The 13,733-nt window shown below is 72.0% G+C and carries 9 protein-coding genes; all 9 read left to right on the top strand.

The features are described from left to right. Positions 1-39: 39 nt before the first annotated feature. Entirely contained in the window at positions 40-447 is a 408-nt protein-coding gene (gene ndk / locus AB0H37_RS33930) for a nucleoside-diphosphate kinase (protein ID WP_089309488.1), read from the top strand. A 784-nt stretch (positions 448-1,231) separates the two neighbouring features. Beyond that, complete coding sequence (locus AB0H37_RS33925; RefSeq protein ID WP_132197821.1) at positions 1,232-2,266, top strand: rod shape-determining protein; 1,035 nt, start codon at positions 1,232-1,234, stop codon at positions 2,264-2,266. A 142-nt stretch (positions 2,267-2,408) separates the two neighbouring features. Continuing rightward, a complete protein-coding gene (gene mreC, locus AB0H37_RS33920) occupies positions 2,409-3,398 on the top strand; it encodes a rod shape-determining protein MreC (protein ID WP_360616863.1) in 990 nt (329 codons plus the stop codon). A 1-nt stretch (position 3,399) separates the two neighbouring features. Further along, entirely contained in the window at positions 3,400-3,999 is a 600-nt protein-coding gene (mreD, locus tag AB0H37_RS33915) for a rod shape-determining protein MreD (RefSeq protein WP_360616862.1), read from the top strand. Continuing rightward, positions 3,996-6,068 carry a penicillin-binding protein 2 gene (mrdA, locus tag AB0H37_RS33910; protein WP_329087421.1) on the top strand — a complete coding sequence of 691 codons (2,073 nt, stop codon included), beginning with the start codon at positions 3,996-3,998 and terminating at the stop codon, positions 6,066-6,068. Before mreD ends, mrdA begins: the two co-directional genes overlap by 4 nt. Beyond that, a complete protein-coding gene (gene rodA, locus AB0H37_RS33905; protein WP_329087422.1) occupies positions 6,065-7,249 on the top strand; it encodes a rod shape-determining protein RodA in 1,185 nt (394 codons plus the stop codon). The genes mrdA and rodA overlap by 4 nt, the downstream gene beginning before the upstream one ends. A gap of 60 nt (positions 7,250-7,309) precedes the next feature. Continuing rightward, positions 7,310-9,232 carry a TIGR03960 family B12-binding radical SAM protein gene (locus AB0H37_RS33900; protein WP_329087424.1) on the top strand — a complete coding sequence of 641 codons (1,923 nt, stop codon included), beginning with the start codon at positions 7,310-7,312 and terminating at the stop codon, positions 9,230-9,232. A 150-nt stretch (positions 9,233-9,382) separates the two neighbouring features. Beyond that, positions 9,383-10,240, top strand: a complete 858-nt coding sequence (locus AB0H37_RS33895; protein WP_329087426.1) for a TIGR03936 family radical SAM-associated protein — start codon at positions 9,383-9,385, stop codon at positions 10,238-10,240. A gap of 203 nt (positions 10,241-10,443) precedes the next feature. Further along, a complete protein-coding gene (locus tag AB0H37_RS33890) occupies positions 10,444-13,557 on the top strand; it encodes an Rne/Rng family ribonuclease (protein WP_360616861.1) in 3,114 nt (1,037 codons plus the stop codon). Positions 13,558-13,733 lie beyond the last annotated feature (176 nt).

The raw sequence follows: 13,733 nt of genomic DNA, 5'->3' as shown, positions 1-13,733 counted from the left end.
CGCGCTTACCGAATCCGCAATCCTCTAGGAGAAACTCCCGTGTCCGAGCGCACTCTTGTCCTGGTCAAGCCCGACGGCGTTCGCCGCGGCGTCGTCGGCGAGGTCATCTCCCGGATCGAGCGCAAGGGCCTGAAGCTCGTCGCGCTGGAACTGCGCACCCTCGCCCGCGAGACCGCCGAGGCGCACTACGAGGAGCACGCCAGCAAGCCGTTCTTCGGCGAACTGGTCGACTTCATCACCGGCGGCCCCCTCGTCGCCATGGTCGTGGAGGGCCCGCGCGCCATCGAGGCGTTCCGCTCCCTCGCCGGCGCCACCGACCCGGTCAGCGCCACCCCCGGCACCATCCGCGGCGACTTCGCCCTGGAAATCGGCGAGAACATCGTCCACGGCTCCGACTCCACCTACTCCGCCGAGCGCGAGATCAAGCTCTTCTTCCCCGAGGTGTGAGTCGGCCCAGGGGGCGACCCCCTGGAACCCGCTGTGTTTCCCGGGGGGTGACCCCTGGAACCCCCGTCACGTAGCCGGGCGATCCTCACGCCACCGCGCGGGTGCGCTGTGCCCGTGCGAGTTGGCGCTGTGTCGCTGTGGTCGCCCGGCTCGACGGGCAGGTGCGTTGCGCTCGCTCCCCGCACCTGACCGTGTCCCGGCTCGGGTCTTTCCACGAGCGTCCGGGCGCGGCACGTCCAAGAGCGTTGGATGTGGATGATTCGCACCCTCTTTGAGCGGGCGTCCAGCTGCCGCTGGGTGAGGTTCGGTTCGAGAGGGCTTGGATGTTTCTCTTTCGAGAACCGGGCCCGTTCCGGCGGAGACGGGGCGGGGGCGCTCGTCCCACGACCGGCTTGAGGACGAGTAAGGGCTGGCCCTGCGGTGCCCCGGTCCCCTTCATGAGCCGGTAGATCCTCGTCCCGGGGTTCGGCTTTTCTGTGGCCGTGCGGAGCGGTGTTGCGGAGCTGGTCGAACCGTGTCGGTGTGGGGGCTGTGTCCGGCCGGGGGAGACCCCCTAAGATCCTCGGATACCCGGTGGCGTCGGGTCTGCCGTGGCGTCGCGCGTCTTTGGCCGATCGGGCCGCCGGGTCAGTCCGCCGGGTTCTCTTTATGGAAAACCGGGCTGGTCAGGACGCGTTTTTTTCGCGACGCGCGGCGCGGGGGTTACTGCCCGCGGAGGTAGGCGCACGTTACGATGGACGCGCCGCTATACACGCCCGTCAATCATGAAGGGCTCCCTTTCTTCATGGGTAACAAGCTGTCGTTTCTTGGCCGTGACATGGCGGTCGATCTAGGTACCGCCAACACCCTGGTGTACGTGCGCGGGCGTGGCATCGTCCTGAACGAACCCTCAGTGGTGGCGATCAATACCAATACCGGGAAGATCGTCGCGGTGGGCATCGAGGCGAAGCGGATGATCGGCCGCACACCTGGCAACATCGTCGCGGTCCGTCCGCTGAAGGACGGCGTCATCGCCGACTTCGACGTCACCGAACGGATGCTGCGCTATTTCATCCAGAAGGTGCACAAGCGCCGGCACTTCGCCAAGCCGCGGATCGTCGTGGCCGTGCCGAGCGGGATCACGGGGGTGGAGCAGCGCGCGGTGAAGGAGGCCGGGTACCAGGCAGGGGCCCGCCGCGTCTACATCATCGAAGAGCCGATGGCCGCCGCGATCGGCGCCGGGCTGCCCGTCTACGAGCCGACCGGCAACATGGTCGTCGACATCGGCGGCGGCACCACCGAGGTCGCGATCATCTCGCTCGGCGGGATCGTCACGAGCCAGTCGGTGCGCGTCGGCGGCGACGAGCTCGACCAGGCCGTGATCTCTTTCTCCAAGAAGGAGTACTCCCTGATGCTCGGGGAACGCACCGCGGAGGAGATCAAGATGGCGATCGGGTCGGCCTATCCCGGCGGCGAAGAGGAGCCGCACGCCGAGATTCGGGGCCGCGACCTCGTCAGCGGGCTGCCCAAGACCGTCGTGATCTCCGCCGAGGAGGTCAGGCGGGCGATCGAGGAACCGGTCAACGCCGTGGTGGACGCGGTGAAGACCACTCTCGACAAGTGCCCGCCCGAGCTTTCCGGCGACATCATGGACCGCGGCATCGCGCTCACCGGCGGCGGCGCTCTGCTGAAGAACCTCGACGAACGGCTCCGCGAGGAGACCGGGATGCCCATCCATCTGGTGGACAATCCGCTCGACTCGGTGGTGCTCGGCACGGGCAAGTGCGTCGAGGACTTCGAGTCGCTCCGGCAGGTGCTCGTGCCGGAGCCGCGGCACTGATTCGGACGTGGCCGGCCAGGGGACGCGAGGGGTCGTCCCCCGGGCGAGCCGATTCGGACATGGTCCGCCGAGGGGGACGCGGGGGCGTCCCCCCTCGTGAGGCACTGGGCTCCCGGCGGACCAGTGAACGGGAGGTCGGTGCGTGAAGGACACCCGGCGTACCCGCGTGGTCCTCGGCGCATTGCTGGTCGTGGCGCTCGCGATGATCACTATTGACTACCGCGGCGGGGGGGACTCGCCACTGCGCGGCCTGCGCGGCGTCGGCGCGGCGGTCTTCGGACCGGTGGAGCGGGCGTCGGCGTCCGTCGTCCGGCCGGTGGGCAACAGCTTCGACGCCATCACCGACGCGCCGGGCGAGCGGCGCCGCGCCGACCGGCTCGTGCGGCAGAACCAGCGGCTGCGCGAGCAGCTGCGCTCCAGCCGCCTCGACCAGGACCGGTCCGCGCAGCTGCGCAGGCTGCTCGGCACCGCCGGGATGGGCGGCTACAAGATCCACGCCGCGCAGGTGATCTCCGCGGGGCAGGGCTTCGAGGACACCGTGACCATCGACGTCGGCAGCCGCAGCGGCATCAAGCCCGACATGACCGTGATGAGCGCCGACGGTCTCGTCGGCCGCGTCACGCGCGTCGGGCCCGCGACGGCCACCGTCCTGCTCGCCACCGACCAGACCTCCTCCATCGGCTCCCGGCTCGAACAGTCCAAGGAGATCGGGATCACCCAGGGCCGGGGCCGGCGCGGCCTCGGCCGGGGCAGCGCGACGCCGCTGCGGTTCCAGTTGCTGGACGCCGCCGCGCCGATCAAGGTCGGCCAGCGGATCGTCACGCTCGGGTCGCAGGGGCAGAGGCCGTACGTCCCGGGCGTCCCGATCGGCGTGGTCGAGCGGATCGAGCGGTCCACCAGCGGGCTGACCCGCACCGCCTACATCCGGCCGTTCGTGCGGTTCACCAGCCTGGACGTCGTCGCCGTCGTGGTCGCCCCGCCGAGGGCCGACCCGCGGGACGCGGTGCTGCCGCCCAAGCCCCCGCCGCCGCCGACCCCGACGCCGACCGCGACGCCGTCGGCGAGCAAGAGCCCGACGGCGAAGCCGCGCCGCTCGAAGAGCCCGTCCACGAATCCGACCCGGGGGGAATGACGTGCTGAACCCGCCCGAGGCGTCGCCGGCAGGCCGCGCCGCGGTGACCGCCGTGGTGATCGTCGTGACGCTGGTCCTGCAGGTGTCGGTGGCGAACCGGCTGCCGCTGCCCGGGGGCGTCCAGCCCGACCTGGTGCTGCTGGCCGTCGTGGCGCTCGCGCTCGTCGCGGGCTCGATGACCGGGATGGTGGCCGGGTTCCTCGCGGGCCTCGCCGCCGACATCATCCCGCCCGCCGACCACACCATCGGCCGGTACGCGCTCGTCTACTGCCTCATCGGATACCTGTGCGGCGCCGCGTCCGCCGAGATGGACCGCCAGTCCGCGGTGCCGTTCTTCGCCGTCGCCGCCGGCGCGCTCGCCGGGACGGTGCTGTACGCGGGCACCGGCATGATCCTCGGCGACCCGCGCGCCGGGTGGGCGACCGTGTCCAGCATGGTGCCGCTGCAGGTGCTCTACGACGTCATCGCGAGCCCGTTCGTGGTCTGGGCGGTGCTGCGCGCCACCCGCCGGTACGAACGCGGGGAACGCGCCCGCGGCGACCGCCTCGCCGTGCCCGCCGCCCGCTACCGCGCGATGTCGGGGCGGAGCGGGACCCTGTGAACCCGCGGACCCACTTCCGCCTCGTGGTCCTGTACGTGCTCGTAGCGGCGCTGCTGCTCGTCCTGATCGGGCGGATGTGGGCCCTGCAGGTCCTGGAGGGCGAGCACTACCGGGCGGTCGCCGCCGAGAACCGCACCCGCGACATCGTCGTCCCCGCCACCCGCGGCATGATCCTGGACGACCGCGGCAGGCCCCTCGTGCGCAACCGCAGCGCGCTCGTCGTGTCGGTCGACCGCACCACGCTGTCGCGGCAGAAGGACGGCGGCCAGACCGTGCTGAAGCGGCTCGCCGCCGTGCTCGGGACGTCCCAGGACGAGATGTCCAAGCGGATCCGGCTGTGCGGTCCCGGCATCAAGCGGCCGTGCTGGCCCGGCTCTCCCTACCAGCCGATCCCCGTCGAGGACCACGTCGACCCCAAGCGCGCCCTGCAGATCATGGAGCGGCAGGAGGACTTCCCCGGGATCACCGCGCAGGTCCAGGCCGTCCGCGACTACCCCGAGCCGGAGGGGGCGCGCCCCGCGCAGCTGCTCGGCTACCTCCAGCCCGTCACGCAGGACGAGCTCGACAAGCGCAAGGGCCTCAAGGTCACCGGCTACAGCGGCGTCGACCTCGTCGGGCGCGACGGCCTGGAGGCGCAGTACGACTCGGTGCTGAGCGGCGAGCCCGGGTTCCGCAAGGTCCTGGTCGACAGCCAGGGCCGCGTCACCGGCACCGCTCAGGAGCAGCCCCCGACGGCCGGGAGCAACCTCGTCACCAGCATCGACGCCGGCGTGCAGGGTGCGGCGGAGAACGCCCTCAAGCACGCGATCGACGGCGCGCACAAGCAGGGCCGCCCCGCCGACGCCGGTGCCGCGGTCGTGATGGACGTGCGCACCGGCCGGATGATCGCGATGGCGAGCTACCCGACCTACGACCCCGGCATCTGGACCGGTGGCATCTCCCAGGACGAGTACGACGCGCTGCTCGGCAAGAAGCAGGGCGAGCCGCTGATCTCGCGGGTCACCCAGGGGCAGTTCGCGCCCGGCTCCACCTTCAAGATCTCCTCGGTGTCCGCCGCGGTGAAGGACGGCAACAGCCTGTCCGGCACCTACGACTGCCCCGGCTCCTACAACGTCGGCAACCGCGCGTTCCGCAACTTCGAGGGCGAGGAGCTCGGGGCGATGTCGCTGCACACGGCGCTCGTCAAGTCCTGCGACACGATCTTCTACCGGTTCGCCTACCAGGAGTGGCAGCGCGACGGCGGGATGAAGCCGAGGAAGAACCCCTCCGACCCGATGGTGAAGATGGCCCGCAACTACGGGTTCGGGGCGCGCACCGGCGTCGACCTGCCCAGCGAGAGCGAGGGCCGCATCCCGGACCGGGGGTGGAAGAAGAACTTCTGGGACGTCACCAAGGCCGCCAACTGCAAGGGCGCCAAGGAGGGCTACCCGGAGGTCGCCAAGACCGACCCGGCCCGCGCCGCGTACCTGAAGGCCGTCGCGACGGAGAACTGCACCGAGGGCTACGTCTGGCGACCCGGTGACGCGGCGAACTTCTCGGTCGGGCAGGGCGACGTCCTGGTGACGCCGCTGCAGCTCGTCCGCGCGTACTCGGCCGTGGCGAACGGCGGCAAACTGTTGACCCCGCGGCTCGGCGTCGCGGTCGTGCGTCCCGACGGCTCGATCGTCCGCCGGATCGACGCGCCGCCGGCGCGCAAGGTGCCGGTCGACGGCAAGGTGCTCAAGTACATCCGCGAGTCGCTCGCGGAGGTGCCGAAGAGCGGCACGGCGGCCGGGGCGTTCACCGGCTTCGACTTCAAGCGCGTCGACGTCGGCGGCAAGACCGGTACCGCGGAGGTCTACGGCAAGCAGGACACGTCCTGGTTCGCCTCGTTCGGCCCGGTGGACAAGCCGCGCTTCGCGGTGGTCGCGATGGTCTCCCAGGGCGGGCAGGGCGCGCAGACGTCCGCGCCGGCCGTCCGGGAGATCTGGGAGGCCATGTACGGGACGAAGGACCGCAAGGCCATCCTCCAGGACGGAAGGCTCCCGTCCGAGCTGCCGCGGATGCCCGCCGAGGGGACCGCCCCGTGATCACAGGTTCCGGGGTCGGCAGCGTCGACGCCTATGCCGCGCACCGGTCGTGGACCAGCAGGCTCTCCGGGCTGCGCAGGCTCGACCTGCCGATGCTGCTGGCCGTGCTGGCGCTGTCGGCGGTGGGCGCGCTGCTGGTGCGCTCGGCGACCTTCCACCTGCTGACCGAGCAGGGCAAGGACCCCGAGGGCTTCCTCAAGCGGCACATCCTGAACCTGGTCATCGGGTTCCTGCTCGGCGGCCTGGTCACCGTGCTGGACTACCGGCTCCTGCGCGCCTACGTCCCCATCCTGTACGGGCTGGCGTGCGTCGGGCTGCTGGCCGTGCTGACCCCGCTCGGCTCGACGATCAACGGCTCGCACTCGTGGATCGTGATCGGCGGCGGGTTCCAGGTGCAGCCGTCGGAGTTCGCGAAGGTCGGGCTCGTGGTGCTGCTGGCGATGATCCTCGGCGAGCCGCGCGACGGGGAGATCGGCCCGGGGCGGCGGGACGTGCTGCTCGCGCTCGTGCTCGCCGGAGTGCCCGGCATGCTGATCATGTTGCAGCCCGACCTCGGCACCACGCTGGTGTTCATCGCGGTGGTGCTCGGCATGCTGGCGATCTCCGGAGCGCAGAAGCGCTGGCTCGTCGGGCTGGTCGGCGGTGGCATCGCCGCGGGCTTCGCCGTGTACTTCTTCGGGCTGCTGAAGGCCTACCAGATCGCCCGGTTCACCGCGTTCCTGGACCCCGAGGCCGACCCTCGCGGCGCCGGCTACAACGCCCAGCAGGCCCGCATCGCGATCGGGTCGGGCGGGGCGTTCGGCAAGGGCCTGTTCCACGGCGAGCAGACCGGCGGCCACTTCGTCCCCGAGCAGCAGACCGACTTCATCTTCACGGTGGCGGGGGAGGAGCTCGGCTTCGTCGGCGCCGCCGTCATCATCGCGCTGCTCGGCGTGGTGCTGTGGCGCGGGCTGCGCATCGCCACCCAGGCCGCCGACCTGTTCGGGACGCTCGTCGCCACCGGCGTCGTGTGCTGGCTGGGTTTCCAGACGTTCGAGAACGTCGGGATGACGATCGGGATCATGCCGATCACCGGGCTGCCGCTGCCGTTCGTGTCCTACGGTGGGTCCGCGACGTTCGCGAACATGATCGCGTTCGGCCTGCTGCAGGCCGTCCACGTGCGCCGCCGCCCGTTCGATTAGCGACCGGCGACCGCGTAGGCTGAACGTTCATCCCACGTCCCCTGCACGGAGGGTCCCGTCATGCCGGTCGAGTCGCTCTTCCCGCGCCTGGAGCCGCTGCTCCCGAGCGTGCAGAAGCCGATTCAGTACGTTGGCGGCGAGCTGAACTCCCAGCTCAAGGACTGGGACGAGACCACGGTCCGGTGGGCGCTGATGTATCCGGACGCCTACGAGGTGGGGCTGCCGAACCAGGGCGTCCAGATCCTCTACGAGATCCTCAACGAGCGCGACGGCGTGCTCGCCGAGCGGACGTACTCGGTGTGGCCCGACATGGAGGCCGTCATGCGGGAGCACGGCATCCCGCAGTTCACCGTCGACGCGCACCGGCCGGTCGCCGCCTTCGACGTGTTCGGCGTGTCGTTCTCCACCGAACTCGGCTACACCAACCTGCTGACGGCGCTCGACCTCGCCGGCATCCCCCTGGAGGCCGCCGACCGCACCGGCGACCACCCGATCGTGATCGCGGGCGGGCACGCCGCGTTCAACCCCGAGCCGATCGCCGACTTCGTCGACGCCGCCGTCCTCGGCGACGGCGAGGAGATCGCGCTCGCCATCACCGAGGTCGTCCGCGAGTGGAAGGCCGAGGGCGAGCCCGGCGGTCGGGACGGGCTGCTCCTGCGCCTCGCCGCGTCCGGCGGGGTCTACGTGCCGCGCTTCTACGACGTGACCTACCTGCCCGACGGCCGCATCCAGCGGGTCGCGCCGAACCGTCCGGGCGTCCCGTGGCGGATCGAGAAGCACACCGTCATGGACCTCGACCAGTGGCCGTATCCGAAGAAGCCCCTGGTCCCGCTCGCCGAGACCGTGCACGAGCGGTTCAGCGTGGAGATCTTCCGCGGCTGCACCCGCGGCTGCCGGTTCTGCCAGGCCGGAATGATCACGCGCCCGGTGCGGGAGAGGTCGATCACCACGATCGGCGACATGGTGGAGCAGGGGCTCAAGGAGTCCGGCTTCCAGGAGGTCGGGCTGCTCAGCCTGTCCAGCGCGGACCACAGCGAGATCGGCGAGGTCGCCAAGGGCCTCGCCGACCGCTACGAGGGCACCAACACCTCCCTGTCGCTGCCGTCCACGCGGGTGGACGCCTTCAACATCACGCTCGCCAACGAGTTCTCCCGCGGCGGACGCCGCTCCGGCCTGACGTTCGCGCCGGAGGGCGGTTCCGAGCGGATGCGCAAGGTGATCAACAAGATGGTCACCGAGGACGACCTGATCCGCACGGTCAGCACCGCCTACGAGAACGGCTGGCGGCAGGTCAAGCTGTACTTCATGTGCGGCCTGCCCACCGAGGAGGACGAGGACGTCCTCGCCATCGCCGACATGGCCAAGCGGGTCATCCAGGCCGGGCGGGACGCGACCGGCCGCAGGGACATCCGCTGCACCGTGTCCATCGGCGGGTTCGTGCCGAAGCCGCACACCCCGTTCCAGTGGGCCGCGCAGTGCGACCACGAGACCGTCGACCGCCGCCTGCGCGCCCTCAAGGACGCCCTGCGCGGCGACAAGGAGTACGGGCGCGCCATCGGCCTGCGCTACCACGACGGCCAGCCGTCGATCGTCGAGGGCCTGCTGTCGCGGGGCGACCGGCGCGTCGGCAAGGTCATCCGCGCCGTCTGGGAGGACGGCGGCCGCTTCGACGGCTGGAGCGAGCACTTCTCCTACGAGCGCTGGACGGCCTGCGCCGAGAAGGCCCTGGCCGAGGAGCCCGTCGACCTCGCCTGGTACACCGTCCGGGAGCGCGAGGAGGTCGAGGTGCTGCCCTGGGACCACCTCGACGCGGGCCTCGACCGCGAGTGGCTCTGGCAGGACTGGCAGGACGCCGTCGACGAGACCGAGGTCGAGGACTGCCGCTGGACGCCGTGCTACGACTGCGGCGTCTGCCCCACGATGGGCACCGAGATCCAGATCGGCCCGACCGGCAGGAAGCTGCTCCCGCTGAACGTGGTGTGAACCGGATTCGGCCGCGTCGTCCCTTGAGCTGCAAGGGTTCCGGGCTTACGGGGGCGGTGGCTGGCGGAACCGGGTCCCGCGCCCCGTACTCTATAGGGAGACCTTTATTTCGACTCGACACGAGTAGGAAGGACCAGAACCCTGGCACCCATGCCGGAGGGTCCGGCGCCGGCCCCCGTGACCCAGCGACTGCGCGTCCGCTACGCCAAGCGGGGCAGGCTGCGGTTCACGAGCCATCGCGACATTTCCCGGGCCGTGGAACGCGCCGTGCGGCGCGCCGGGATCCCTGTCGCGTTCAGCGCCGGATTCACCCCCCACCCGAAGATCTCGTATGCGGGTGCGGCGGCGACAGGGGTGGCCAGTGAGGCCGAATACCTCGAACTCGGGCTCACCGAGACCCGCGACCCTGCGCGGGTGCGAGCCGATCTCGACGCGGCCCTGCCTCCCGGACTCGACGTCCTGGACGTCGTGCCGGTACGGGCGGGACGCGGCGACGCCCCGGTGAAGCCGGGCGCGTTCACCGATCGGCTCGAGGCGTCCGCATGGCGGATCCGGCTGGACGGCGTCGCCGAAAACGACGCCGCCGCGGCCGTGGCCGCCTTCATGGACGCCGAGAACATCGAGGTAGAACGTCTCACGAAGAAGGGACGGCGCCGTTTCGATGTGCGGGCCGCCGTGTCCGTCTGCGAGCTGGACCGGCGTGCCGCCGAGACGGCGGATGCCCCTTGTGCGATACTTCGAATGGTTGTTCGGCATTCCACACCCGCCGTTCGACCCGACGACATCCTCACCGGACTGCGCCAGGTCGCCGACCTCGCGCCGCCGTCACCACCGCTGGTGACCAGGCTGGCGCAGGGGCCCCTCGACGCGGACACCGGTGGCCTCGCGGATCCCCTGGATCCCGACCGGGAGACCGGACCGCCGCCCGGCGACGACGCCGGGACGGCCCACGGCCATGAGCGGCCGCGGTCCGGGGACCCCGCGAGCGCGGATGTTGTCAGCGCCTGACCGTGGAACCGAAGCCGTGGAGGCACGGAACCGGTTCCGCAGGGTAGGGAAGGCGCACCCCCGACGACTTCGTCGTCATGGCCGGACCACCGTCCGGCGGTGACGACACCGACTGACGAGGTGCTCTCGTGCGGCGCACCGCATCGTTCCGCCCCTGGCGGGACGGGCGGACGCGCCCGGGAGCCTGACGGGAGATTGCCCGGATGCTTGAGAACGAAGCCGATGCGGCCGCGGCCGAAGGCGCCGACGACGGGACCGTTGACGACGAGACCGCCCAGACCGAGAGCGCGCAGAGCGGGAGTGCGCAGAGCGGGAGTGCGCAGAGCGGGAACGCTCAGAGCGAGGGCACGGGCGTGACGTCGCGTCCGCGCCGTGCGAGCCGGCCCGCCGGCCCGCCGCCCGACGTGGACGACACCTCCGCCGGGGCCCCCGCCGCTCAGCCGGAGCCCGCCTCCGCCGAGCGGCCCGCGCCCGCCGAGGAGCCCGCGGCGCCCGCCGAGGCGGCCGAGCCGCCGAAGCGGACCCGGACCCGCGCGCGCAAGAGCACGAAGGCCGCCGCCGAGACGGCCGAGCCCGTCCCGATGACCGGCGCCGAGACCTCCCCCGAGGCCCCCGCCGAGCAGCCTGAGCCCGCCTCCGCCGAGCAGCCCGCCGAAGAGGCGCCGGCGCCCCGCACCAGGACCCGCCGCCGCTCCACCAAGGCCGCGGCCGAGGTCCCGTCCGTGCCGCAGGTCCCCGCCGTCCCGGTCGCCGGGGAGGTGCCGACCCCCGAGCAGGTGTCGGAGACCGAGCCCGCGAGCGGCGTCGGCGTCCCCGGCGTGACGTTCCAGCCGCCGATGGTCGTCTTCCAGCCGCCGCAGCCCAAGGCCGAGGCGCCCGCCCGGCCGAAGCCCGCCGAGGCCGAGCCCGCCGTGCAGGACGCCGGCGAGGACGACCAGGACCAGGACCACGGGCCGGCGGACGAGGACGACTCCGACGACCGCCCGTCCCGCCGTCGCCGCCGCCGCGGCGGCCGCGGACGGGGCCGGGGCGGCAAGGAGGGCGCCGAGGACGAGGGCGACGACACCGAGGCCGACGACGAGGCCGAGGCCGAGGAGCCCAAGGAAGAGCAGCCCGCCAAGCCCGTAAGGGCCGCCAGGGCCGCCAAGGGCAAGACGGCCAAGGGCGGCAAGGCGTCCAAGGCCAAGGACAGGGAGCAGGACAAGGAGCCCAAGGCCGAGGAGCCCGAGCAGGGAGCCGCCGAGGGCGAGGACGACGACGCAGAGGGCGGGACGAGCCGCCGCCGTCGCCGCCGCAGGCGCCGGACCGGGGCCGACGGCGAGTCCGGCGGCACCGACGACCCGCCGAACACCGTCGTCCACGTCCGCACGGCCCGCGAGGAGCGCGCCGCCGCCGAGGACGAGGTCCAGTCCGTGCGGGGCTCGACCCGCCTGGAGGCCAAGAAGCAGCGCCGCCGCGAGGGCCGCGAGCAGGGCCGCCGCCGCCCGCCGGTGATCACCGAGGCGGAGTTCCTGGCCCGCCGCGAGGCCGTCGAGCGGGTCATGGTGGTCCGCCAGGAGGGCGAGCGCACCCAGATCGCCGTCCTGGAGGACGACGTGCTCGTCGAGCACTACGTCAACCGCGCGACGCACCAGTCGTACGTCGGCAACGTCTACCTCGGCAAGGTCCAGAACGTCCTGCCGTCGATGGAGGCGGCGTTCGTCGACATCGGCAAGGGCCGCAACGCCGTGCTGTACGCGGGCGAGGTCAACTGGGACGCCTCCGGGCTGGAGGGCCAGCCCCGCCGCATCGAGTCGGCGCTGAGGTCGGGCCAGTCGGTGCTCGTGCAGGTCACCAAGGACCCCCTCGGCCACAAGGGCGCCCGGCTGACCAGCCAGGTCTCCCTGCCCGGCCGGTACCTGGTCTACGTGCCGGACGGCTCGATGACCGGCATCAGCCGCAAGCTGCCCGACAAGGAGCGCAGCCGCCTCAAGTCGATCCTGAAGAAGGTCATGCCGGAGCACGCCGGCGTGATCGTGCGGACCGCGGCCGAGGGGGCGACCGAGGAGGAGCTCGCTCGCGACGTCTCGCGCCTGGCCGCCCAGTGGGACAGCATCCAGAAGAAGGTCAAGACGGCCTCGGCGCCGTCCCTGCTCTACGGCGAGCCCGACCTGACGATCCGGGTCGTCCGCGACATCTTCAACGAGGACTTCACCAAGCTCGTCGTGTCCGGCGCCGAGGCCTGGGACACCGTCTCCGACTATGTCCAGTACGTCGCCCCGCATCTGGCCGACCGCGTCGAGCGCTGGAACGGCGACCAGGACGCCCTGTCGGCGTACCGCATCGACGAGCAGCTCGCCAAGGCGCTGGACCGCAAGGTCTGGCTGCCGTCCGGCGGCTCACTGGTGATCGACCGCACCGAGGCGATGACGGTCATCGACGTCAACACCGGCAAGTTCACCGGGCAGGGCGGCAACCTGGAGGAGACCGTCACCCGCAACAACCTGGAGGCGGCCGAGGAGATCGTCCGCCAGCTCCGGCTCCGCGACATCGGCGGCATCATCGTGGTCGACTTCATCGACATGGTGCTGGAGAGCAACCGCGACCTGGTGCTGCGCCGCCTCGTGGAGTGCCTGTCGCGGGACCGTACCAAGCACCAGGTCGCCGAGGTCACCTCGCTCGGGCTGGTGCAGATGACCCGCAAGCGGGTCGGCCAGGGGCTGCTGGAGGCGTTCTCGGAGACCTGCGAGTCCTGCAACGGCCGCGGCATCCACGTCCACCTGACGCCGGTCGAGCCGAAGGCGGAGAAGGCGGCCGGCAAGGAGTCCGGACGCCGCCGCAAGCGCAAGGGCGAGGTCGAGAAGGCCGTCGAGGAGAAGCTGTCCCGGCACGAGCCCAAGCCCAAGGAGGCCTCGGAGGAGCCCGCGAGGGAGCCCGCCTCCGAGACGGCGCCGGTCGTGGAGGCCGCGCCGGAGCCGGCCCGTTCGCGGCCGAAGAAGTCCCGGCCCGCCAAGCGCCCGGCGGGCCCGCCGCCCGAGATCGACGAGGCCCCGGCCCAGGCCGCCGTGGAGGCCGCCGAGGCCGCCGAGGAGACCGCCGACACCGCGCCGGGCGCGCTCGACTCCCCCGAGCCGGTGCAGGTCGGCTCGAACGGCGCCGAACCGGCGGGCGGCGAGCCCGCCGGTGAGCTGAACGGCACGGGGGCGGCCGCCGGCGAGTCCAACGGCTCCGCGCCCGCGGGCGACCAGGACGGCGCCGAGCCCGCCCGCCGGCGCCGTGCCCGCCGCCCCCGCGCGACGGCGGCGCAGGCCGCCGACGGCGGCGAGTCCTCGGACTGACACGAGGCCGGGGCCCTGGCCGGACGCGTTCGCGTTCCGGCCAGGGCATCCGGTACCCTTGACCTTCGGCGCGCCTTCGGTGCGTCGCCCGAATCCGCACCGCGAGCCCCGTCCGGGGATCGTTCGGTGCTCACCTCATCGATCCGGTGGGGCACAGCAGAGAGCGCCAGGGTCCT

The organism is Actinomadura sp. NPDC023710, assembly GCF_040639875.1.
GTDB classification, from domain to species: domain Bacteria; phylum Actinomycetota; class Actinomycetes; order Streptosporangiales; family Streptosporangiaceae; genus Spirillospora; species Spirillospora citrea.
This window is presented reverse-complemented; position numbering and strand designations above follow the sequence as displayed.